This window comes from Rhizobium sp. N324 (assembly GCF_001664485.1).
Taxonomy (GTDB): domain Bacteria; phylum Pseudomonadota; class Alphaproteobacteria; order Rhizobiales; family Rhizobiaceae; genus Rhizobium.
Genome location: NZ_CP013630.1, coordinates 4,215,575 through 4,238,289, shown reverse-complemented (window position 1 = coordinate 4,238,289; position 22,715 = coordinate 4,215,575). Strand labels below are relative to the sequence as shown.

The window sequence follows — 22,715 nt, the reverse complement described above, 5'->3', positions numbered from 1 at the left end:
TTGCGTCTGGAATTGCGGAACAGTAAAGATGCTTTAGTGGGCGAAAGAGCGGTAGCCGACATACAGCACGATCACCGCCGTGGCGCCGATGCCGACGATCTGGCCGAGGCGCTTCTCGATGAAGTCACGGATCGGTTCGCCGTAGCGGCGCAGCAGCCAGGCGAGGAAGAGGAAACGCGCGCCGCGGGCAATAATCGCCGAAACAATGAAAAGGCCCAGATTGACGTGAATGACGCCGGAGAGGATCGTGACGATCTTGATCGGCGGCAGATGCGCAAGACCTGATGTGACAAGCAGCAGCAGGATCCACTCGTAGGTGACATAGGCCTTCATCTGCTCGAAGGCGTCGAGCTTGCCGTAGAATTCGAGAACCGGCCGCGCCACCGTCTCAAAGGCGTAAAAGCCGAGCGCCCAGCCGGCTATGCCGCCGAGCACGGAAGCGACTGTGGCAATCACGGCGTAGCGATAGGAGCGTTCCGGCTTGGCAAGCGCCATCGGCAGGAACAGCACATCGGCGGGGACGAGAAAGACGGAGCTTTCGACGAAGGCGATGACGGCGAGCCAGACTTCGGCCGATTTGCGCGCGGCCAGAGACATGGTCCAGTCGTAAAGTCTGCGAAGCATTCCATTCCCTTCCTGTTGCGGTGCAAAAAGCTTTAGGGGCCATGCGCGGCGCTGTAAATGCTCGCCCGTGTCCTTCGTGCCACCCGCCGCCTAAAAATTTCGTGATGCGGGCTCCTGCCGCCTCTCCCAAGATTTCACGGGATGGCGAATCGGCCATTCTGCCGCAAGCTGTCTCAGAGCATGATGCCGAAAATGTGGGCGGACGACATCATGCTCGAGCTGATGTGAGGCGACGTGCAGGGTGGCATGGGAATGTTCAAAGTGATCGAAGGCGGCCGCGGGCTGGCCGCGCAGATGGTTGAGCGGCCCGAAGAGGGCGGCAGGCCGAGCCGGGACGATGTACGCCGGGAGGCGGCGCGGCGGCTGAACGAAAGCGGCTATCATCCGTCGCGCATCCGGGAATTTGTGACCGGAGTGCCGATGCGGGCCTCGCTTAAATATCTGTCGCTGCAGATCGATTTCGCCGCCGAGAGCTTATCCCGGCTCGATCCGATCCCGGAGGATTTCCGCGCCGACGGCTATTGGCCGGCGGGCTGAGGCGATCGTGCTGCCGCAATGCCGCGGCATGTATCGGCCTTTGCGTCAGGAGAGGTCCATCGACTTTTCCCACTGCTGACGCAGGTCGTTCATCTCGGTGCGCTTCTGGGCCATTTCGCTGACAGCGGCGCGCAGATTGGGATGACGTGACATGAACATGTTGAAGTCGCGCCGTTCGAGCACCTCGAACTGGCAGAAGTCGACGGCGATGACGTCGGCGGTGCGCCGCCCGCCGCTCAAGAGCGCCATCTCGCCGAAGAAGGCGCCGGGCTCCAGGCGGATCGCGCCGCTGGCGAGCCGGACTTCCACTGCGCCCGAAGAAATGAAATACATGCCGTCGCCGCGGTCGCCGCGGCGGATGACGCGTTCGCCGGGGGGCGCGGATTTCGCCTTGAAGAGCAGCAGCAGCTCCTCCTGCGCGTCCTCGTCGACCTCGGAGAACAACGGGAACGTCTCGATCAGCTGCTGCATTTTCAGCTGATGCTCGCGTTCGCGCTCCTCGCCGAGCGCCCTGATTTTTTCCAGCTCCCTGCCCAGCACCTTCTGCCGCTTTCTGCCGTAGCTCTCCCAGAGGGTGGGCCATGTCGCATGGGCATATGTCTTCAACCCGTCGGTCGCCAGGATCACGATCGGGTTGAGCGTGATCGACAGGATCGCGGCGGCGAGGATCAGATCCTGACCCTCACGCGGCAGCAGCCCGAGCGTGACGCCGAGGCCGGCGAGAATGAAGGAAAATTCGCCGATCTGGGCAAGGCCGCCGGCCAATGTCAACCCGAGGCCGATCGGATAGCGCAGCAATATGACGATCGCAAAGGTGATGATGCCCTTACCCAGGATGACGAGCGCCAGCGCGCCGATCACCGCCAGCGGCTGGCGCACCAGGATCGAAGGGTCGAAGAGCATGCCGACGGAGACGAAGAACAGCACCGAGAAGGCATTCTGCAGCGGCAGCGAATCGGCTGCCGCCCTGTGGCTGAGCTGGGATTCGCTCATGACGACGCCGGCGAAGAAGGCGCCGAGCGCAAAGGAGACGCCGAAGATCGCCGCCGAGCCGAAGGCGATGCCGAGTGCGATCGCCAAGACCGTCAGCGTGAACAGTTCACGCGAGCCGGTGCGGGCGATCATCGTCAGCAGCCAGGGCACGATGCGCGGCCCGAGGAAGATCGCCATGGCGGCGAAGCCGGCCACCTTCAACAGCGTCAGGCCGAGCGTCAGCACCAGCGGCAGCTCGCCGAGACCGTGATTGGTGGTCGTGGCGGCATTGCCGCCGAGAAGCTCCGCCAGCGCCGGCAGCAGCACCAGCGCCAGCACCATCACCAGATCCTCGACGATCAGCCAGCCGACCGCGACGCGCCCGCTCGGCGCGTTGACGAGATTGCGCTCCTCCAGCGCCTTCAGCAGAACGACGGTGCTGGCCACCGACAGGCTGAGGCCGAGGACGATGCCGGCGCCGAGGCTCCAGCCCCAGAGTTTGCAAAGGCCGATGCCGAGAAGGGTGGCGAGGATGATCCGCCCGATCGCGCCCGGCACAGCGATCCCCCGCACGGCGAGCAGATCGGAGGCGGAAAAATGCAGGCCGACCCCGAACATCAAAAGGATGACGCCCATTTCGGCGAGCTGGCCGGCAAGGGCGGAATCGGCGACGAAGCCCGGCGTGAACGGCCCCATCAGAATGCCGGCCATCAGGTATCCGACGAGCGGCGGCAGCCGCAGCCGGTCGGCGCCATAACCCAGGATCGCCGCGAAAACGAAACTGACGGCAACCGTCGCGATGAGCCCTACTTCCTGATGCACGTCCGAACCTTCCTGTAATAGCGGCGGCCACTCTGTACGAAGTGCAGGCAAAATTAAACAGTCGATTTAGCGGATGGCGCTGCCTTGTTCTCAATCCGTGCGATGAAGCGCGGAACTTATCTGCTGTCGTCTGCGGCTCGGCCGGGCGGCCGGCAATGTTGGAACCAGTTGCGTCTTGTCTCGTTGCCCTTTCATCAAGAAAGGAGAAACGACATGCGGAAGATCATCCTGAATTGTACTGTGGCGGCCCTTGCCGCCTGCTCGTTTGCAGCGCCTGTTCTCGCCGACAGCGTCTATGTCAGGGAACGTTCCTATGATGACGGTTATCGTCATGAGCGGGTCAGACCCGGCATTACCATCAGCGAGCGCGGCGTCACTTTCGGTGCGGTGCGCGAACGCGAACACCGCCGCTATCGCGACAATGGCTGCGAAACCAGAAGCGTTACCCGCCAGACCGACGACGGCGAAGTGACCAAAACGGTCCGGCGTTGCAACTAACGAAACATTCTCGACAAGGACGAAGCCCGGTTCACAGAGCCGGGTTTTCGCCTTTCATGGCGCTGATATCGCAATGCAGTGGTGAAACTCGTCCGTCGGTGTTATGAGCACGCCTTTGGTAGAAGCGCATTCCCAGCGCAAACACCGCCTGCACAGGATTTTTGAGTATGATTGAACTTACGCCGTCCCAGATCGCCGCATTGAAACTCGCCCGGGATGGAGACCTTTACCCTCAGCCGGCCAATAAATGGACGCATCAGAACGCGACGGTGACCTACGCGAAAAACGACCGTTGGAAAGAGCGGCCGCAGAAAATCAAATCGGTCACCGCCAAGACGCTGGGCGAGCTGAAGGAACCGGGTTTCCTCGAGCGGCGGCACCTCGATGACGATGTCACGAAAGACGTCTACGGCATCACCATGGCCGGCAAGATGTGGCTGCTGAAGAACAAGTAGGTTCGGATGTGAATTCGGTCCGCGCTTCCGCGTCAGCTTGTCGATGCGGAGGCGCGAGATGGTTATATTCGGGAGCATGGTTCTGCTTATCGCAGCATAATCGAACCCGTCCGCCATCGTTCCTGCGGAACTGCAGCGACAGCTTACGCTCTGTGAGCTTCGGCTATTATCGAACCGGTGCAGTATGGGGAAATTCACCTTTAACTTCAATTCGTTACACATGAAGCTGTAACGCCTACTGAATATCTCAAGCAATTAGGGGCCTCGCAACGCTTGAGATCGCGGCCGCGTCTCCAGATTGCCTTTCCCAGCGTCGGGTCGAGTTCATGAAAGCTCTAATTATTGCGTTGGATGATCGCGCCGCTAGATAGAAGTCACGAAGGTCTCGGAGGGTAGATGGGGCTCGTCGCCGAAATACTACGAAGGCGTGATGATCGTTATCGGCTCGCGCAGTTGCGATTTGATCTAGAGGACGCGGAAAACGAATTCCGGAGCAAAGTCCAGGAGCAGAAGCTGGGGCGCGGGACCGACGCTTGGGACAGGGCCTATTTCGATTATGACACTCGCAGAGAGTTCGTTTACGCTCAAATCGATGAAATCGAGACGCGGAACGCTATCGAGCGGGCAAGGGCTTGGAGAGTGCCAATTCCGCAGAGGCCTATCTCGGAAGAGCCTGTGTATGATGATCAATACTGGTCGTGGAGCAATCCTCACGGCAGGTATTATCTCACTGACGAGGGTAAACTCCTTCTTCGCCGCGAAGCGAATATCGAGATGGAGATGCTCTTTAAGCCCTGGCTGAGTTGGGGGGCCTTAGCAATAAGCGTGATCAGCTTAACAATATCAGCCCTGAAATTGTAGACGCACGGGTGGGACTGGGGCTTGCTCGAAGTGCGCGGTCGCCGTGAGTTGTACGAATCGGTAACCTCTTTCATCTTTGGTGACCTCTTTCCTGTTGGTGCATCATGACTCTTTTTGACAGGTCTCAAATTTCCTTCGAACAAGCGGAAGGTCTCCAGCCCCTGCCGTCGCAAATGGCGCTCAAAGTAGTGTCTGATGTCTTGCGGGCGCGTCTCTGGGATACCGTGTACAGTCATGTAGAGCACGAGCAAAGCAGCCAACTGCTGCGCACCAGCCTAGGCACCACCTGGAAACGGCTGCATCGCGACTATTCGGTGAAGCGACTGGGACGTTTCGTCGATGACCTTGGTAACCGGTTGGAACACCTAGTGGACGCCATGAGACCCGTATTCGAAATGGACGCTACGACGAGGTATTAGGCCTCGTGGAGTGGCTTGCCCGGAATTGCAACGACCCGATGCTAGCCGATGGCTTTGTCCGCCTCATGGAAGAAGAGCGTTGCGCATATCGGTTGTTAGACGGGTCAGTGGTCCCAATCTCCTCGGAGGAGGAGGGGGAAGCTATATATACCGCTCTGGACGCTATGAGCCGTCCAGGACTCGGAGGTGCGCGGATCCATCTACTGAAGGCGGGCTCGTCTCTCACAGCGGGCGAATACGCGGACAGTGTTAGAGAAAGCATTCATGCTGTCGAGTCGGTGGCGCGGTCGCTTACAGGAGAGGCTAGCCTTCAGAAAGCGCTGACAGAGATAGGCAAAAAACACCCCATGCACCCCGCCCTTAAAAGTGGGTTCAGCAACATCTATGGCTACACTAGCGACGCGAACGGCATCCGGCACCCTATGGTTGGAGACAAAGAAACGATGGTCGAGGAAGCAGAGGCCATCTTTATGCTCGGCTCATGTGCCGCATTTGTGACTTACCTTGTCAACGTCGCGGGTTAACTGCCGGTCGGGACGGCTCTGGTCCTAGAGGAAACCTATTCGTCGCCTAGGGGGGCACCGCCACTCAAGCCCCCTCCCGCAGCCTGTTGGCAACCTTAGCCCCCGTCATGCGACTTACGCCCGTCGCCTGTTGAACGCCAGTCCAGCTCTTGTCGGCTTTGAGCAACTCTGCGACCAGCTCGTTGCAGTTGGTGTTCTCTGGTTTGCCACGGTACTTCGCTGCCTTCTCGGTCGGGTTGGCCATGAACTTGGCAACGCCTTCTGCAACTCGACGGCGTCTAAAGCCGAAACTTACCAACCAGATGGGCGCATCAGGGATGGCAATCTCGGGGATTGGACCTTACGCTTGGCGTTACTGACTAACATTTAGGGGCACAGCAGGCAGTTCTCATGACGGTAGAATTTGTTGCGAACGGCGGTTTCAAACTTTCGAACCAGGGTCGATCCCTTCTTCTAAAAATGATCGCGATTTGGGGAGAGAATGCAATCTTCAGCGATAGGAATCTACTCCGTGTGGCCGGAGCGCTCTTCGACTATGTGTTAGACCTCGACGAGGAAACCAATGTTGATAAATGCGTTAGCCTGACGCCGGCCAAAGCTCCTCCGCATGCGGACGACGATGTTGCCTACAAATTCACGGACAACGCGGCTCTTGAGTTTTGGCTGCAAGGAAGCATCCGTCTCAATCCGCTCCACTTCTACCACACCATCGAGAATGAAGAAGCGGTGGACGTCCGCGAAGGTCTAGGGATGATCCACTTAGTATCGCCAAAAGAATCTCTCGGGATGATTTCGAATTCTGGATTCAACTCCCTGGTGATATGCACTTCGTCTGACGCGCGTAAGACCGAACGAAGTCTTCGCCACGCCAAATTTGGTAGCAGGCTCCTCAGAATTAACCGGGTGACGACGTTCGCTCAGAAAATTGCCAACCTACTTGGAGCAACGAGGTTTGCTGTCAGAGACGTAAATTATTCAAACGTCAAGATAGTCAAAGGCGTCAGCGATTTGCCTGAAAAATTCTTCGAGTTGAACGGGACGGGCGACCTTAAGGACGCCGCCCTAGAATACGCTGCGATACATCACCTCGACGCATTGATAGAGGCAACTGAGGCCGCCTCTGTCTTCACAAAGCCCAACATTTACAGACCTGAGAGGGAAAGACGCTTACTTTTCGTGATGGAACGCGATGTTACTCAGTGGACGTCGGTACAAGATAAATCCCTCGCCGAGCATATCGAGGTGGTCGTGTAGCCCCTCATATGGGGCATCGTTCTGCCGCTGGCCTCTGGTCCCCGCTCAGTACCGTTCGCAGTACCCGGAGGACGAATTTGCTCAATTTTTTCAGTGAACTAAAGCTGTTTAGCCTTGTAGGCTGGTGCCCCATGCCGGAGTCGAACCAGCACTTCTTTCGAAACTCGATTTTGAGTCGAGCGCGTCTACCAATTCCGCCAATGGGGCAACGGAGTGAACGGGCGGCTGTCTAACATGCGAGCGCCCGCACGCGCAAGACGGGCAAGCGAAGTTATCAGACTGATCCGGTAGAGAGATCCGGCCTCGTTTCGAGGCCGGAGGCTTGCGATATCAATGGGCAGCCGCAGGTGCGGGATTGCTCAGGCCGGACTTCTTCAGGGTGATCGCCAGGATCGAGGCCAGCAGGCAGAAGGCGCCGGCGATGAAGAAGGCGGGCAGGTAGCTCGAAAGTTCCGTGCGCGACAGGCCGGCGCCATAGGCGGCGGTTGCGGCACCCAGCTGATGGCCGGCAAAAACCCAGCCGAAGACGAGGCCGACCTTTTCGCGGCCGAAGCGGTCGGCGGCGATCTTGACGGTCGGCGGCACGGTGGCGATCCAGTCGAGGCCATAGAAGACGGCGAAGATCGAGAGGCCGTAAAAGCTGAAATCGCTGAAGGGCAGGTAGAGCAGCGACAGGCCGCGCAGGCCGTAATACCAGAACAGCAGCCAGCGATTGTCGAAGCGGTCGGACAGCCAGCCGGAGCCGATGGTGCCGAAGAAATCGAAGATGCCCATGACGGCGAGCACGCTGGCCGCGGCCACCGGCACGATGCCGAAATCGCCGCAGAGGGTGACGAAGTGGGTCTGGATCAGGCCATTGGTGCTGAGGCCGCAGATGAAAAAGGTGGCAAACAGGATCCAGAAGGTGGAGGTCCTGGAGATTTCCTTGAGCACGGTGATCGGCGTCATCAGCGCGACGCCGAGCGAGGTGCTGGCCGGCGGCGGCGTGACCTGTGTTTCGCCGAGGGCGGGCAGGTTGAGGTCGGCCGGCCGGTCGCGCATGAAGGCGAGCACGGCGAGAGCTGCGACCATGATCATGGCGCAGACGAAAAATACCGTGGAGCGCCAGCCGTAGCGCTCCGTCAGCTCGGCCATCAGCGGCAGAAAGACGAGCTGGCCGGTGGCCGAACTCGCCGAGAGCATGCCGACGACGAGGCCGCGATGTTTGGTGAACCAGCGGGTGGAGATCGTTGCGGCGAGCACCATCGCCGTCAGACCGGTGCCGAAGCCGACGACGATGCCCCAGAGCACCAGCAACTGCCACAGCGTGGTCATGAACAGCGAACCGATAAAGCCGGCGCCGATCAGCGCCAGGGCGAAGACGATGACCTTGCGCACACCGAAATAATTCATGAAGGCGGCGGCGAACGGGCCCATGAAACCGAAAAGGATCAGGCGGATCGCAAGGGCCGAGGAAATCTGCGAGGTCTCCCAGCCGAACTCGTCCTGCAGCGGCTTGATCAGCACGCCTGGTGCGCCCATGGCGCCGGCTGTGACCAGCATGGTGAGGAAGGTTGCGGCAACGACGACCCAGCCGTAGTGGATGTTGCGCCGGGCAAGAGTGGTGGCGAGCGCTGTGGATACCATGAGCGAGATTCCGTTCGGATTCAGGTTCGGGAATGATTTACATGATGGTCATCATATTTCTTGCGTATTCATGATGGACGTCATATATTTTGTCAAGCGACTATTTCTGGAGATGAGAAATGCGGGTCAGCCGCGAGAAATTTGCCGAAAACCGTGAAAAGATCCTGAGCGTTGCCGGTGTGCTCTTTCGCGAGAACGGTTTCGACGGGGTTGGCGTCGCCGACATCATGAAGGCGGCAGGGCTGACGCATGGCGGTTTCTACGGGCATTTCGCTTCGAAGGACGAGTTGGCGCTCGAGGTCAGCCGTAAGCTGATCGACAAGGTCGAAACGCGCTGGAAGGAGCACATCGCCAATTCTCCCGACCGGCCGCTGGAATCGCTTCTCGACCATTATATCCATTGGCGCACGGTCGACGATCCGGGCGGCAGCTGTGTCTTCGCGACGCTGATCCAGGAGGTCAGCCGTAGCCGCGGTGCGGTGCGCGCCGTCTTCAGCGACGGGCTCTCCGTGCTGGTCGAGACGCTTGCCGATATCGTTCCCGGCAAGAGCGAAGAGGAGCGCCGCGCCAATGCCGCCACCACGCTCTCCTCGATGATGGGCGCCGTCATCCTGGCCCGTGCGGTCGAGGACCGGGCGCTTGCCGAGCAATTTCTAGTGACTATGCGCCGCAAGCTCGATCCCGGCTGCCGGGCATAGTTCGGGACGATGCGTTTCGATATCCGTCTCCGCGTGGGCGGAGAGGAAAACTCGCCGGCGGTTATTTGAAGCCGGCGACGGCGTGCGGGATATAGGGTGCTTCCAGGGCGGCTACTTCTTCCGTGGTGAGCTTGACCGAGAGCGAGGCAACCGCGTCGCTGAGGTGGTTCGGTTTGGAAGCGCCGATGATCGGGGCGGTCACGGCACTCTTCTGCAGGATCCAGGCGGTTGCGACCTCAGCGCGGGAGATGCCGCGGGCCTTGGCGATCTCGGCCACGGCCTCGACGATCCTGCGGTCGGCGTCGACGGACTGCGTGTACAGCGTCTTGCCGAATTCGTCGGTTTCGCTGCGCGCCGTCGCCTCGTCCCAATCGCGGGTCAGGCGGCCGCGGGCAAGCGGGCTCCAGGGGATGACGGCGATCTTCTGATCTTCGCAGAGCGGCAGCATTTCACGCTCTTCCTCGCGGTAGAGCAGGTTCAGATGGTTCTGCATGCTGACGAACTCGGTCCAGCCGTTCAGCCTGGAGACGTAGAGCGACTTGGCGAATTGCCAGGCATACATCGAGGAGGCGCCGATATAGCGCGCCTTGCCCGCTTTGACGACGTCGTGCAGCGCTTCCAGCGTTTCCTCGATCGGCGTCGTGTAGTCGAAGCGGTGGATCTGGTAGAGGTCGACATAGTCTGTGCCGAGGCGGCGCAGGCTGTTGTCGATCTCGTCGAAGATCGCCTTGCGCGACAGGCCGGCGCCATTCGGGCCCGGCCGCATGCGGTTGAACACCTTCGTCGCCAGCACGATGTCCTCGCGCTTGGCGAAATCTTTGATGGCGCGGCCGACGATCTCCTCCGAGGAGCCGTTGGAATAGGTATTGGCGGTGTCGAGGAAATTGATGCCGAGGTCGATCGCCTGGCGGATCATCGCCCGGCTTTCTTCTTCCCGCAGGCTCCAGGCGTGATTGCCGCGGCCGGGATCGCCGAAGGTCATGCAGCCCAGGCAAATTTTTGAGACTTCCAGGCCGGTCTTCCCAAATTTAGCATATTCCATGAAACGACTCCGTGATGGATTCCATGACCCACTGGCCCGGCGATTTCCATGATCTAGCGCGGAAACCGGCAAAGTCGCAGGGCGTCCGGCGAAGAATTGGTTCTGCCATGCGCACAACAATGCGTGATGGGTTTTGAAGCCGGGTCTGTCATCACCTTCCGGACCGGTCGCTTGCGCAATTGCAGCACAAGGTGTTAGCTGGTGCAGCATTTCATTGGACTTCGACTATGATACTGCCGTCCCACAATCGTTACGACGATCTCTATCGCGATTTCTCGTGGCGGATTCCCGAGGATTTCAATATCGGCCGCGCCGTCAGCGACGACTGGGCGGCGAGGGCGCCGGAGCGCATCTGCCTCGAACATTTCAGCCCGGATGGCGATCACCGCAGTCTGACCTATCGCGCGCTCGCCGACCGCTCCTCGGCCTTTGCAAATGCGCTGGTGTCGCGTGGCATGAACCGTGGCGATCGGGTCGCGCTACTCTTGCCCCAATCCTTCGAGACGGTGATTGCGCATGTGGCGATCTACAAGACCGGCGCGATCGGGCTGCCGCTGGCGCTGCTCTTCGGCGTCGATGCGTTGGAATACCGGCTGAAGGCGGCAGGTGTGGTCGCCGTCGTCACCAATGGCTTCGGTCTCGAACGCATTCGCCGGATCCGCGAGCGCCTGCCGATGCTGAAACATATCGTCAGCATCGACGGGGCGAGTGCCGATGCGGCCGGCTTCGGCGAACTGGTGGACGGCCATTCCCCGGTCTTCGAGGTCGTGGAGACTGGCCCGGACGATCCGGCGTTGATGATCTTCACCTCGGGAACGACGGGGCCGCCGAAGGGGGCGCTGCATGGCCACCGTGTCCTGCCCGGCCATATTCCCGGCATGCAGTTTGCCCATGAGGGTTTTCCGAAAGCGGGCGACAAGGTCTGGACGCCGTCCGACTGGGCCTGGGCCGGCGGTCTGCTCAACGCGCTGCTGCCGGCTCTTCTGCTCGGCGTTCCCGTCGTCTCGTCGCCGGCGCAGAAATTCGATGCCGACATGGCCTACCGCATCATGGCGGAGATGAAGGTGCGCAACGCTTTCATTCCGCCGACGGCACTAAGGCTGATGCGATCGGTTGCCGATCCGCGCTCGAAATACGATCTGGTGCTGCGCACCATCGGCTCGGCCGGAGAAGCGCTCGGCCGCGAGACCTATGAATGGGCGCAGCGCACGCTCGGTATCACCGTCAATGAATTCTACGGCCAGACGGAGTGCAATTTCGTGCTCTCGTCGAGCGCTGCCTATGGCGTCTCCAAGGCCGGCGCCATCGGTCGGGCGGTGCCGGGGCATCGTGTTGCGATCGTCAATGAGGCGGGCGACGAATTACCAGCCGGCGAACCGGGGCAGATCGCCATCGCCAGTCCCGATCCCGTCATGTTCCTCGGCTATTGGGACGATGCGGCGGCGACGGCGCGAAAATTCGCCAAAGGCTGGCTGCTCACCGGCGATATCGGCCGGCAGGATGCCGATGGCTACGTCACTTTCGAAGGCCGCGACGACGACGTCATCACCTCGTCGGGATACCGCATCGGCCCGGCCGAAATCGAGGATTGCCTGATCGGTCACCCCGCCGTGCAGCTTGCCGCCGCCGTCGGCAAACCCGATGCCGTGCGCACCGAGATCGTCAAGGCCTATATCGTGCTGTCGCCAGGCCATCAGCCAAGCGAGGCGCTGGCCGCCGACATCAGAGAATGGGTGAAGACGCGGCTTTCGATGCACGAATATCCGCGCGAGGTGGAATTCATCGATGCCTTGCCGCTGACGACCACCGGCAAGGTGATCCGCCGACTGCTGCGGGAGAAGGCGGCGGCGGAAAGTTAGCCGCTCCGGCCGGCGAGCGACATGATCTTCTCGCGCAGCATCTTCGCCATGTTGCGGGTGCTGCGGTACATATGGAGCTGGGCTGAGACCTGGCGCATATCGCGGTCGCTGTTCTGCGTCAGGCCGATCACCAGCGTTCCCATCTCCTCGCGCTCCTGCCAGAAGCGGCTCATGATCGGATGGTCCGAGACGGCGCAGGAATCGGAGCGGACGATATTGGCGTCGTCGAGATGCCATTCGGTGAGTTCGCTCATCAGCAGCTTGCCCGGCGAAAAGCGCGCATAGTTCTCGTCATAGGCGGTCTTCCAGGTATAGGCCTCGCCACCCATCATCAGCACGACGATGGCGGCGATCGCCTTGCCGTTAAGGTCGATCGTGTGGATTCGCACGGCATCGACGGCGGCAAGGTTGGACACCGCTTCGCGGGCGAAGGCGGTATGATAGCGATCGGTGACGAGGGCGCTGCGCCGCTTGCCCTTCCAGCCGCCGGCTTCCATCGCCAGGAATTCCTCGAAGCGGATGTGGATTTCGCGGGGCTGGCGGGCGACGGCATAAACCGTCGTTCCCTGTTCCTCCAGCAGACGCCACTGGCGGCGCATTTCGCGCATGTGCGAGGAAGAGATGGTGCGGCCGAGATAGGCCGGCGCCTCTTCGTCGCTCTGCAGCATCGGGCGCAAATAGGGATTGGTGACGGTGACGGGGAGGTTGCGGCTGAGCGCCACCGCCTTGACCATGCGCACGAAGATACCGTTGAGCCTCAGATCCGGCAGGACCACGATGCCGGGCAGATTGAGGTCGCGCGCGGTCAGACCCTCGAAGAGATTGTCGAGGGTCTCGGCGGCATCCTCGCTGTCGACAAGCGGCGTGCCGAGCGGTCCGAAGCTGTTCGACCAGCCGCGGATGATCGACGGGCCGACGGCAAAACCCGGCTTGTCGACCGAAAACGGCATCAGAAAGCGCATGCGGCTGCGGCCGGCATTGTGGTCGCGGATCAGGGCGAAGTTCACCTGCCGGTCTTCGAGCCGCGGCATTGCGGGCGCGAGGAAGCGGCCGGAGAAGAAGACGTTCGGCTCCATCGCCCGGTTGGAGAGGAAGTCGAGTTCTTCCTGAAGGTCATAGCCGAGCTTGCCGGGATAGACGCAGAGTTCGCGCCCCGGCCGGCCGATCTCGGCGCGGGCCTCGGCCCGGGGCGCTTCGAAATGCAGCGCGGCGAGATCATGCACCATGCGGTTGGCAATGCTGTCGGTGCTTTCGGTAATGGGAGGAATACGCACCATTTATCGAACTCTCATTTCTGGCGTTGCCGCGGAGGGGCTGGCGAAGGCAAAAAGGACGATGCCGAGCGTGCGGCGCACGGCAAGATGCAGCAGGATCGCCTCGACCGCCATGGCCGAAGCCGTGGCGATTGCGGTGCCCTCGATGCCGTAATGCGGGATCAAAGTAAGGTTGAGGCCGATATTGGCCGCCAGCGCGCCGGCGTAGAGCGCGACGCAGAGGTTTTGCTTGCCGGCCATCATCAGCAGCGTTTCGGCCGGGCCGACCAGCGATTTGGCGAGGATGCCGGCGAGCAGGATCGCCATGATCGCATAACCCGATGTAAAGGCGCCGCCGAAAAGCGACAGCAGAAGATGGCCGGCGGCAAGCACGACAAGGCCGACGCCGAGTGCGGGCCAGAAGGTCCAGCGGGCAGCGTCGATGGCGGCGGCCGCCAGCTGCGCATGGTCGCCTTCGGCGATGATCGAGGAAAAGCGCGGGCCGGAGGCGGCCTTGACAGAGAAATTGATGAAATGCACCAGCGCCATCGTCTTGGCGGCGGCGAAGTAGATGGCGACGTCGTGCGGCTCGAGGAAGATGCCGACGACGACGACATCGGAATTGGTGAGCAGGAAGCTGACGCCCTCGATCAGGAAAATCGGAAAGGCGACGCTGATCCAGGCGAGGAAATCGACCTTGTGCGGGCCTTTGTCATAATGCCGGCGAAGGCGATAGAGCGTTGCGGCATACTGGCCGAGCGCGGTGACGAAGGTCGCGGCGAGCGCTGCCTGCATCGCGGTGACGGCCGTATGCTCGGCGCCGATGGCAATGGCGATCAGCATGAAGAGGATGATCAGGATCGGCCGGACGATATAGACCGGGCCAAGCGCCATGACCGGCCAGTGGTTTGCCCGCGACGTGCCTTCCAGAATGTCGCCGAGCGCGATCATCGGCATGGCGAGCAGGCCGAGGAAGAGCGGGACGAGATAATAGACCTGGATCATGTGGCCGAAGAAATGCAGCCCGAGCATGCCGGCGGCGAGCACCGCCGTGCCGGAAAGCAGCGCGAAGATGCGCGCCGTGCCGGTGAGGCCGCGGATTTCCTCGAAGGCGCCGGCTGCCCGGTATTGCGGCAGAAAGCGGATGATCGCCGTGTGGAACCCAAGGCATGAAAGATCGCCGAAGACGACGACCAGCACCCAGACGAAAACGAAGATGCCGTATTCATATTCGCCCATCAGCCGGGCGAGCACGATCTGCGAGATGAAGGCGAGGGCTGCACTGAGGGTGCGGATCGAAAAGGCCGTCAGTGCCATGCGCTGAGCGGCCGCCTTCTCACCACGTTCGGTGAGCACGGCCGCAAGCATGCGCAGCGCACGGCCGCCGATCGGGCGCAGACCCGCGGGCAGCATCTTTTCCGCTGTTTCTATGACCGCCATGATGAACACGCAAAACTCTGAAGGTCAGGCAAATCGTCCCGAAGTCTTGACAGAACAGGGTTAAGAAACGGTTCCGGATCGGGCTTGTCACCGACGCTGATAGTGCGGTTTTCCAGCGCGGTCGCGGAAAAGAAAATGCCGCCCGAAGGCGGCATTTTCACGATCTTTGCGGCTTGCCTCAGACCTGCTCGAAGGCGCCGTGGCAATGCTTGTATTTCTTGCCGGAACCGCAGGGGCAGATCTCGTTGCGGCCGATTTTGCCCCAGGTGGCCGGGTCATCCGGATTGCGATTCTCCGGCGAAACGATGACTTCCGATGCCTGGTAGACCGCCGGGGCGAAATCGTCCTCGCCGGTGGTCGGATCGAGGTGATGGGCCTGCATCAGCGGCGGCTCCGGTTCGGCCGGCGCCTGCTGCACGAGTTCGACGCGCATCAGCTGGGCGGTGACGGCCTCACGCAGATTGTTGAGGAGGCCGGTGAACAGCTCGAAGGCTTCCGACTTGTATTCCTGCAGCGGATCGCGCTGAGCATAGCCGCGGAAGCCGATGACCGAGCGCAGATGGTCGAGATTGACGATGTGCTCGCGCCAGAGATGATCGAGCGTCTGCATGACGATCGAGCGTTCGACATAATGCATGATGTCGTCGCCGAATCGCTCGGCCTTTTCGGTGAAGGCGGCGTTGGTGGCTTGCGTCAGGCGCTCGCGGATATCGTCTTCGCCGATGCCTTCTTCCTTCACCCAGTCCTCGATCGGCAGATCGAGATTGAGGATGTTCAAGGCACCGGTCTTCAGGCCGGCGGCATCCCATTGCTCGGCGTAGGCGCGCTCGGGGATATGCTTTTCGACCAGATCCTCGATCACCTCACGGCGCATGTCGGAAACGGTCTCGGAAATATTGGTCGATTCCATCAGTTCGAGGCGCTGCTCGAAGATCACCTTGCGCTGATCGTTGAGAACGTCGTCATACTTCAGGAGGTTCTTGCGGATATCGAAATTTCGGGCTTCGACCTTCTTCTGGGCGCGCTCCAGGGCCTTGTTGATCCAGGGATGGACGATCGCCTCGCCCTCCTTGAGGCCGAGCTTGGTTAGCATGCTGTCCATGCGGTCGGAGCCGAAGATGCGCATCAGGTCGTCCTGAAGCGAGAGGTAGAATTTCGAGCGGCCGGGGTCGCCCTGACGGCCGGAACGGCCTCGCAGCTGGTTGTCGATGCGGCGGCTTTCATGGCGTTCGGTGGCGATGACGTAGAGACCGCCGGCGGCAAGCGCCTTCTGCTTGAGTTCCTTGATCTCCTCGACGATTGCCTGGATCCGGGCTTCCCGTTCCGGACCGGCTTCGACTTCGCCGAGTTCGCGCTCGATGCGCATGTCGAGGTTGCCGCCGAGCTGGATGTCGGTACCGCGGCCGGCCATATTGGTGGCGATGGTGATGGCCCCCGGCACGCCGGCCTGGGCGACGATATAGGCTTCCTGCTCATGATAGCGGGCGTTCAGCACCTGGAAGTCGTCGAAGCCCTGCTTGCGCAGGCGCTCGGCGAGCAGTTCGGATTTTTCGATCGAGGTGGTGCCGACCAGCACCGGCTGGCCGCGTTTATGGGCGTCGAGGATCTCCTCGATGATCGCCTTGAACTTTTCGTCGAAGGTCCGGTAAACCTCGTCGTCCTCGTCGAGGCGCTTGATCGGTAGGTTGGTCGGGACCTCGATGACGTCGAGATTGTAGATATTGGCGAATTCTTCCGCTTCCGTCTGCGCCGTACCGGTCATGCCGGCGAGCTTGGCGTACATGCGGAAATAATTCTGGAAGGTGATCGAGGCCAGCGTCTGGTTTTCCGGCTGGATCTGAACCTTTTCCTTGGCTTCGAGCGCCTGGTGCTGGCCTTCCGAATAACGGCGGCCCGGCATCATGCGGCCGGTGAACTCGTCGATGATGACGACTTCGTCATTGCGGACGATATAGTCCTTGTCGCGCTGGAAGAGCTTGTGGGCCTTCAGCGCGTTGTTGACGTGGTGGACGATCGCGACGTTCTCGATGTCGTAGAGCGCATTGCCCTTCAAGAGTCCGGCCTGGCGGAGCAGGTTTTCCAGCTTCTCGGTGCCCTCTTCGGAGAAGTTGGCCGAGCGCTGCTTCTCGTCGATTTCGTAATCGCTGGGGACGAGCAGCGGAATGAAGGCGTCGATCGTATTGTAGAGTTCGGAGCGGTCGTCGAGCGGACCGGAGATGATCAGCGGCGTGCGCGCCTCATCGACGAGGATTGAGTCCACTTCGTCGACGATCGCGAAGTTGTGGCCGCGCTGGACCATCTGGTTCTTCTCGTACTTCATGTTATCGCGCAGATAATCGAAGCCGAGTTCGTTGTTGGTGGCGTAGGTGATGTCGCAGGCATAGGCCGCGTGGCGTTCCTCGTCCGACAGGCCGTGGACGATGACGCCGGTGGTCATGCCGAGGAAGCCGTAGACGCGACCCATGGTCGCGGCATCGCGCTGGGCGAGGTAATCGTTGACGGTGACGACGTGCACGCCCTTGCCGGAAAGCGCGTTCAGGTAGACCGGCAGGGTCGCGACGAGGGTCTTGCCTTCGCCGGTCTTCATCTCGGCAATCGCATTCGAATGCAGGATCATGCCGCCGACCAGCTGTACGTCAAAAGGCCGCAGGCCGAGAACGCGGCGCGAGGCTTCGCGCACGACCGCGAAGGCCGGGATCAGGATGTCGTCGAGCGTCTTGCCCTCGGCGAGCAAAGCGCGAAACTCGACGGTCTTTGCCGCCAGCTGCTCGTCCGTCAGGGCCTTGGTCTTCTCTTCGATAGAGTTGATGGCAGCGACGTTCGGCTGGAAGGACCGCACGCGGCGGTCATTGGAGGACCCAAATAACTTGCGGGCTATACCGCCAAAGCTGACCATATGACTGGTCCTTTCTCAATATTCTTCCCCGGCGTTTGTTGTTCGCGGCCCAGCCGAAAATCAGGCGCGCGGCTAAAACGCCCGGAAACTGTTCTGGACGCGAGGTTGCGTGACAGATAAGAGGGGGGTCGAATGATGTCAACGGATTTGGCGGATACAGAAAGGCCACAATCCGGTGTTGATGGCTATTTTGAGCCGATTCAGGCGATGCTGAAAGCGGCGATGTAACTGTGAAGGGTATTTCATGTTGAGCACCAACAAACTTGCCGTTCTGGCGTTTGCAACTTTTGTTGCGCTCCAGGCCCCGGCCTATGCCGATGACGCCGTCATCGCCAAGGTCGGCAATCTGGAGATTCACCAGTCGGAACTCGACCTTGCCGTCGCCAATCTCGACCCGCAGCTGGCGCAGCTTCCCGACGATCAGAAGAAGGTCGCAGCCCTTTCCGCCGCCATCGACGTGAAGCTCCTTGCCGCCGATGCTGCGGCCGAGAAGCTCGATCAGACCGACGAATTCAAGAAGCGCATGCAGTATCTCACCGACCGCGAGCTGCACAACGCCTACTTCAAGAAGCATGTCGTCGACATCGTGACGCCTGAAGAAGTCAAGGCTCGCTACGACAAGGAAGTCGCCGCGCTGCCGAAGCAGGAGGAAGTCCACGCCCGCCATATCCTCGTCAAGACCGAGGACGAAGCCAAGGACATCATCAAGCAGCTCGACGCCGGCAAGGATTTCGCCGAACTTGCCAAGGAAAAGTCCACCGACCCGAACAAGTCCGAGGGCGGCGACCTCGGCTATTTCTCGCGCGGCCGCATGGTCAAGGAATTCGAGGACGCGGCCTTCGCGCTTGAAAAGGGCACCTATTCCAAGACTCCGGTTAAAACCGATTTCGGCTATCACGTCATCAAGGTCGAAGATAAGCGTGACGCCCCGCCGCCGCCCTTCGAGCAGGTGCAGGATCAGGTTCGTCAGCTCGTCATGCGCGACAAGTATCTTGAACTTCTGAACAAGGCGAAGGCCTCGGCCAAGATCGAAATCAGCGACGAGACGCTGCGCAAGGGTTACGAACAAGCCAACAAGCAGCCGGAGCCGGGCAGTGAGCCCGTCGCGCCGGCGTCGAAGCAGTAATAGTCACATCAGGGCCCGGTTTTTCCGGGCCCTTTACTGCATAATTCCTTAAATCGGAATCGATTTGAGGGCAAAATTATGCAGCAATTTTAAAGTGTTACAGCGTCCTTTGCGCGTCTGAAAAGACGCGCGGCGCTGTAATATCGTTGTTGTTGTCGCATTTCCGGACGGCGAACCGTTTCCGATTTCGCCTGGAAATGCCCATTGGCAGGTTTCATCATGTCCGGTTCCGTCTCTCCGCTCGCCCCGAAATCCTTCGTCTCGATGCCGCCGCTGCGCGGCGTGCGCATGGCAACGGCTTCCGCCGGCATCAAGTACAAGAACCGAACCGATGTGCTGCTGATGGTCTTCGACAAGCCGGCGGCCGTTGCGGGCGTCTTCACCCGCTCGAAGTGCCCGTCGGCGCCGGTGGATTTCTGCCGGGCCAATCTGCCGCATGGCAGCGCGCGTGCGGTCGTCGTCAACTCGGGCAATGCCAATGCCTTTACCGGCCTGAAGGGCCGCCAGGCGACCGAGCTGACGGCGAAGTCGGCAGCATCAGCTGTCGGCTGCGGCGAAAACGAGGTCTACCTGGCCTCGACCGGCGTCATCGGCGAGCCGCTCGACGCCACCAAATTCGCCGGCGTGCTCGACCGGATGCAGACCGAAGCCACCAGCGACTTCTGGTTCGAGGCTGCCAAGGCGATCATGACGACCGACACCTATCCCAAGGTTTCGACCCGCAGCGCCGAGATCGGCGGCGTTGCAGTGACGATCAACGGCATTGCCAAGGGCGCCGGCATGATCGCGCCCGATATGGCGACGATGCTGTCCTTCGTCGTCACCGATGCCGATATTGCGCCCGCCGCGCTGCAGGCGCTGCTGTCGGATGGCGTCGGGCCGACCTTCAATTCCATGACCGTCGACAGCGACACCTCCACATCCGATACGCTGATGCTGTTTGCGACGGGGGCTGCGGCCGAGGACGGCCAGGCCCGGATCGAACGCGCCGACGACCCGCGCCTTGCCGCCTTCCGGGCCGCGCTCAACGCGGTGCTGAAGGATCTGTCGCTGCAGGTGGTGCGCGACGGCGAGGGCGCCACCAAGATGCTCGAAATCACCGTGACGGGCGCCGAGAGCGATGCCGCCGCCAAGCGTATCGGGCTGTCGATCGCCAATTCGCCGCTGGTCAAGACGGCGGCCGCCGGCGAAGACGCCAATTGGGGCCGCATCGTCATGGCCGTCGGCAAATCCGGCGAGATGGCCGACCGCGACCGGCTCGCCATCTGGTTCGGCGATGTCAGGGTCGCCGTCAATGGCGAGCGTGACCCGGATTATTCCGAGGCAGCGGCCACGAACGTCATGAAAGCGCAGGATATCCCCGTCAAAGTCGAGATCGGTCTCGGCACCGGCACGGCAACCGTCTGGACCTGCGACCTCACCAAGGAATATGTTGCGATCAATGGCGACTATCGGAGCTGATCGTTCATTGGTGCAGACATCCATCTCTTCACAGAATCTGCCGCTGGTGCGCAGGCTGGAGGCCGTCGGCTTTCGTGCCTGGCCGGCGGCATCCGTCCAATATGACGGCAGCTGGCAGGTGCGGCTGACGGCCGGCCACCCGTCCAACCGGCTGAATTCGATCGTGCCGCTCGATCCCTCGGATTATCGCGACGTCGAAATACGCCTGGAAAAGGCAAGCCGGAAATTCGAAGCCTATGGCCGCACCGCCGTGGTCCGCCAGACGCCGCTTGCCTCGCCGGTACTGATCGATCTTCTCCGTGCGCAGAACTGGAAGCAATTCGACGAGACGGTGGTGATGACCTGCGACCTGGCCGAGGCCGAGCTGCCGGATACGCTCGATCACCTGCCGACCCATGATGTCGGCCGTTTCGTCGACGCCAATCTCGCCGTCGAGCGGGCGCCACTCAGCTTGAAGCCGGCGCTTGCTGAAATCATTTCGGCGATCAAACCGCCGTCCGGCCTGTTCATGATCGAGAATGCGGCGGACGGGCCGCTGGCGACCGTGCTCTGCGTCCAGGACAACGATCTTGCCGGCATCATGTCGCTTTCGGTCTCCGAAACGCGGCGGCGCGAGGGGCTCGGCACCGAGATCCTGACTTCGGCGCTGCGCTGGGCGCGCATGCGCAGCGCCCGTTCGGCCTGGCTGCAGGTGAAGCTGTCCAACCGTCCGGCCATCGCACTCTATGAACGGCTCGGTTTTCGCGACGCCTATCATTATTGCTATTGGCAGAAGGAGCCGCGATGAGCGAGGCAGGCCGGAAGATATTGCTGGTCGCTGCCTGCGCGCTGATCGATGCCGATGGGCGTATCCTCCTGGCACAGCGCCCCGAGGGAAAGTCGCTTGCCGGATTGTGGGAGTTTCCCGGCGGCAAGGTCGAACCCGGCGAGACGCCGGAGGAAACGCTGGTGCGCGAGCTTGAGGAAGAGCTCGGCATCAAGACCAAGATCGCCTGCCTGGCACCGCTGACCTTCGCCAGCCATTCCTACGAAACCTTCCACCTTTTGATGCCGCTCTATATCTGCCGGCGTTATGAAGGCATTCCGCAGGGCCAAGAGGGCCAGGCATTGAAATGGGTGCGCCCGCAGGCGCTGCGCGATTACCCGATGCCGCCGGCTGACGAGCCGTTGATCCCGATGCTACAAGATCTACTTTGACAGGCTGAATCGTGGCGAAGCGTGTCTCGATAGAAGCAAAGCGTTGACGACCAAGGAAATTTCCGCGACATGCGCGCCGAGGCGACAAAACTCGCGGCCTAGATAGCCGCGAGTATCGTCGTTCTTCTTACTGACCCCAGGTCATTTCGCCCTTGGTGACTTTCGCACCCAGTTCCAGGGAAATCGGCATAGCGGCATTGGGGTAGAGTTTCTTCATGGCTGCGATCAATGCTTTGGAGTCCGCGGCCTTGGCTGCTTCGGCGTCAAATGCGATCAGGTAATCGCGGGTGAAGCTGACGCCGGAAACATTCGTCGGCCACGTGGTCGTGCCGTGACCCGGTACGACGATCTTGGGCTTGCGGGCGAGGATGTCGTCAAGCGCCGCGCGCCAAGCCTTTCGTTCCTCGACCGTGGGAAGATCGGCTACCCAGGGATACATGCCGCCGAAGACCGCCACGCCGCCGAACACGGCATCGAGCGACGGAACCCAGATATAGCGGCCGCGATCCTTGACACCCGGCGCGGTGACGATTTCCAGCTTCTCGCCATCGACGGACAGCGTGTCGATGTCGCTTGCTTCCGGGAAAATGAGATCGGAGACCGACTTCGGACCGTTGTCGCCCAGAACAGGCGACCAAGCCTTGATCTTGCCTTCGGCATTGTTCCGCATCAGCGCAACTGTGTCGGGAGCAGCGAGGATTCGAGCATCCGGAAAGGCCTGATGGACGGGTGCGAGGCCGAAGTAGTAGTCGGGATCGTTGGTGGTGATATAGATGGTCGTCAGGTGCTTGCCGCTGGCCTTGATGGCATCGGCGACGACCTTGCCGTCCGAAAAACTGAAGCTCGAGTCAATGAGCACGGCTTCCGTCTTGCCGGTTACAAGGACTGGAGCGCGCAGGAAACCCGCTTCGCCGGCTTTGAACGCCGTCCATGACAGGGCAGACTTCTCCTGCTGCGCGGCGCCTGATGTGGCAAGGGGAAGCAGGACAGCAGCTGTTACGGCGATCGCCTTGAGGGTGGTGCGTCTGTTGATCATTTTTTATTCACTTGGTTGTGGGGTGAGCCGATCCTGCCCTGAAGGCGAAGGGGCCGGCGGCAGCCGACACCGTGGGGATGCCGGCCACGCTGCGATGAGGGGTTCAGATTTGGAG

Annotated in this window: 20 protein-coding genes and 1 tRNA gene; 12 read left to right on the top strand and 9 right to left on the bottom strand. The window is 61.0% G+C overall.

Features of this window, described 5'->3' with window-relative positions; translation table 11 throughout:
• Nucleotides 1-33 precede the first annotated feature (33 nt).
• Nucleotides 34-624 (bottom strand): YqaA family protein, encoded by a 591-nt coding sequence (locus AMK05_RS20365; RefSeq protein ID WP_064840881.1) that lies wholly within the window; start codon nt 622-624, stop codon nt 34-36.
• A gap of 246 nt (nt 625-870) precedes the next feature.
• On the opposite strand from AMK05_RS20365, the gene AMK05_RS20360 reads away from it, so the two are divergent.
• Nucleotides 871-1,161 carry a hypothetical protein gene (locus tag AMK05_RS20360; protein WP_171899836.1) on the top strand — a complete coding sequence of 97 codons (291 nt, stop codon included), beginning with the start codon at nt 871-873 and terminating at the stop codon, nt 1,159-1,161.
• A gap of 45 nt (nt 1,162-1,206) precedes the next feature.
• On the opposite strand, the gene AMK05_RS20355 is transcribed toward AMK05_RS20360, so the two are convergent.
• A complete protein-coding gene (locus tag AMK05_RS20355; RefSeq protein WP_064840879.1) occupies nt 1,207-2,955 on the bottom strand; it encodes a cation:proton antiporter domain-containing protein in 1,749 nt (582 codons plus the stop codon).
• A gap of 213 nt (nt 2,956-3,168) precedes the next feature.
• On the opposite strand from AMK05_RS20355, the gene AMK05_RS20350 reads away from it, so the two are divergent.
• From AMK05_RS20350 to AMK05_RS20320, 5 genes are all read left to right on the top strand, one after another.
• Complete coding sequence (locus AMK05_RS20350; RefSeq protein WP_064840878.1) at nt 3,169-3,453, top strand: hypothetical protein; 285 nt, start codon at nt 3,169-3,171, stop codon at nt 3,451-3,453.
• A 167-nt stretch (nt 3,454-3,620) separates the two neighbouring features.
• Nucleotides 3,621-3,908: a hypothetical protein gene (locus AMK05_RS20345; RefSeq protein ID WP_049732769.1), complete on the top strand. Its 288-nt coding sequence runs from the start codon at nt 3,621-3,623 to the stop codon at nt 3,906-3,908.
• A 396-nt stretch (nt 3,909-4,304) separates the two neighbouring features.
• Entirely contained in the window at nt 4,305-4,769 is a 465-nt protein-coding gene (locus tag AMK05_RS20340; protein WP_064840877.1) for a hypothetical protein, read from the top strand.
• 424 nt (nt 4,770-5,193) lie between these two features.
• On the top strand, nt 5,194-5,712 hold the full coding sequence (locus AMK05_RS20330) for a hypothetical protein (RefSeq protein ID WP_143535853.1): 519 nt from the start codon (nt 5,194-5,196) through the stop codon (nt 5,710-5,712).
• Between the two features lie 390 nt (nt 5,713-6,102).
• Nucleotides 6,103-6,966: a hypothetical protein gene (locus AMK05_RS20320; RefSeq protein WP_064840873.1), complete on the top strand. Its 864-nt coding sequence runs from the start codon at nt 6,103-6,105 to the stop codon at nt 6,964-6,966.
• Nucleotides 6,967-7,088: 122 nt separating this feature from the next.
• Here the strand turns inward: AMK05_RS20320 and AMK05_RS20315 are convergent.
• Nucleotides 7,089-7,173 (bottom strand) — tRNA-Leu (locus tag AMK05_RS20315).
• A 123-nt stretch (nt 7,174-7,296) separates the two neighbouring features.
• On the bottom strand, nt 7,297-8,592 hold the full coding sequence (locus AMK05_RS20310) for an MFS transporter (protein WP_064840872.1): 1,296 nt from the start codon (nt 8,590-8,592) through the stop codon (nt 7,297-7,299).
• A gap of 119 nt (nt 8,593-8,711) precedes the next feature.
• On the opposite strand from AMK05_RS20310, the gene AMK05_RS20305 reads away from it, so the two are divergent.
• A complete protein-coding gene (locus AMK05_RS20305) occupies nt 8,712-9,290 on the top strand; it encodes a TetR/AcrR family transcriptional regulator (RefSeq protein ID WP_064840871.1) in 579 nt (192 codons plus the stop codon).
• 61 nt (nt 9,291-9,351) lie between these two features.
• Here the strand turns inward: AMK05_RS20305 and AMK05_RS20300 are convergent, their stop codons facing one another.
• Nucleotides 9,352-10,332, bottom strand: a complete 981-nt coding sequence (locus AMK05_RS20300) for an aldo/keto reductase (RefSeq protein ID WP_064840870.1) — start codon at nt 10,330-10,332, stop codon at nt 9,352-9,354.
• A gap of 227 nt (nt 10,333-10,559) precedes the next feature.
• Here AMK05_RS20300 and AMK05_RS20295 point away from each other — a divergent pair, with 227 nt between their 5' ends.
• The gene (locus AMK05_RS20295; RefSeq protein ID WP_064840869.1) at nt 10,560-12,191 is read left to right on the top strand and encodes an AMP-binding protein; all 1,632 of its coding nucleotides are present in this window, start codon (nt 10,560-10,562) and stop codon (nt 12,189-12,191) included.
• Here AMK05_RS20295 and AMK05_RS20290 read toward each other — a convergent pair.
• The 3 genes from AMK05_RS20290 to secA form a co-directional block, all read right to left on the bottom strand.
• Complete coding sequence (locus AMK05_RS20290; protein ID WP_064840868.1) at nt 12,188-13,468, bottom strand: GNAT family N-acetyltransferase; 1,281 nt, start codon at nt 13,466-13,468, stop codon at nt 12,188-12,190. The two genes, AMK05_RS20295 and AMK05_RS20290, sit on opposite strands and share 4 nt — an antisense overlap.
• Nucleotides 13,469-14,884, bottom strand: coding sequence for a lipopolysaccharide biosynthesis protein (locus AMK05_RS20285; protein ID WP_064841465.1), 1,416 nt, complete (start codon nt 14,882-14,884; stop codon nt 13,469-13,471).
• Nucleotides 14,885-15,062: 178 nt separating this feature from the next.
• Complete coding sequence (secA, locus tag AMK05_RS20280; protein WP_064840867.1) at nt 15,063-17,780, bottom strand: preprotein translocase subunit SecA; 2,718 nt, start codon at nt 17,778-17,780, stop codon at nt 15,063-15,065.
• A gap of 244 nt (nt 17,781-18,024) precedes the next feature.
• Here secA and AMK05_RS20275 point away from each other — a divergent pair, with 244 nt between their 5' ends.
• The 4 genes from AMK05_RS20275 (at nt 18,025) to mutT (ending at nt 21,564) form a co-directional block, all read left to right on the top strand.
• Complete coding sequence (locus AMK05_RS20275) at nt 18,025-18,906, top strand: peptidylprolyl isomerase (protein ID WP_064840866.1); 882 nt, start codon at nt 18,025-18,027, stop codon at nt 18,904-18,906.
• Between the two features lie 219 nt (nt 18,907-19,125).
• Complete coding sequence (gene argJ / locus AMK05_RS20270; protein WP_064841464.1) at nt 19,126-20,367, top strand: bifunctional glutamate N-acetyltransferase/amino-acid acetyltransferase ArgJ; 1,242 nt, start codon at nt 19,126-19,128, stop codon at nt 20,365-20,367.
• Entirely contained in the window at nt 20,348-21,154 is an 807-nt protein-coding gene (locus AMK05_RS20265; RefSeq protein ID WP_064840865.1) for a GNAT family N-acetyltransferase, read from the top strand. Before argJ ends, AMK05_RS20265 begins: the two co-directional genes overlap by 20 nt.
• Nucleotides 21,151-21,564, top strand: a complete 414-nt coding sequence (mutT, locus tag AMK05_RS20260) for an 8-oxo-dGTP diphosphatase MutT (RefSeq protein ID WP_064840864.1) — start codon at nt 21,151-21,153, stop codon at nt 21,562-21,564. Before AMK05_RS20265 ends, mutT begins: the two co-directional genes overlap by 4 nt.
• Before the next feature lie 127 nt (nt 21,565-21,691).
• Here mutT and AMK05_RS20255 read toward each other — a convergent pair whose 3' ends face one another.
• Nucleotides 21,692-22,600 carry an MBL fold metallo-hydrolase gene (locus AMK05_RS20255; RefSeq protein WP_064840863.1) on the bottom strand — a complete coding sequence of 303 codons (909 nt, stop codon included), beginning with the start codon at nt 22,598-22,600 and terminating at the stop codon, nt 21,692-21,694.
• Nucleotides 22,601-22,715: the final 115 nt, after the last annotated feature.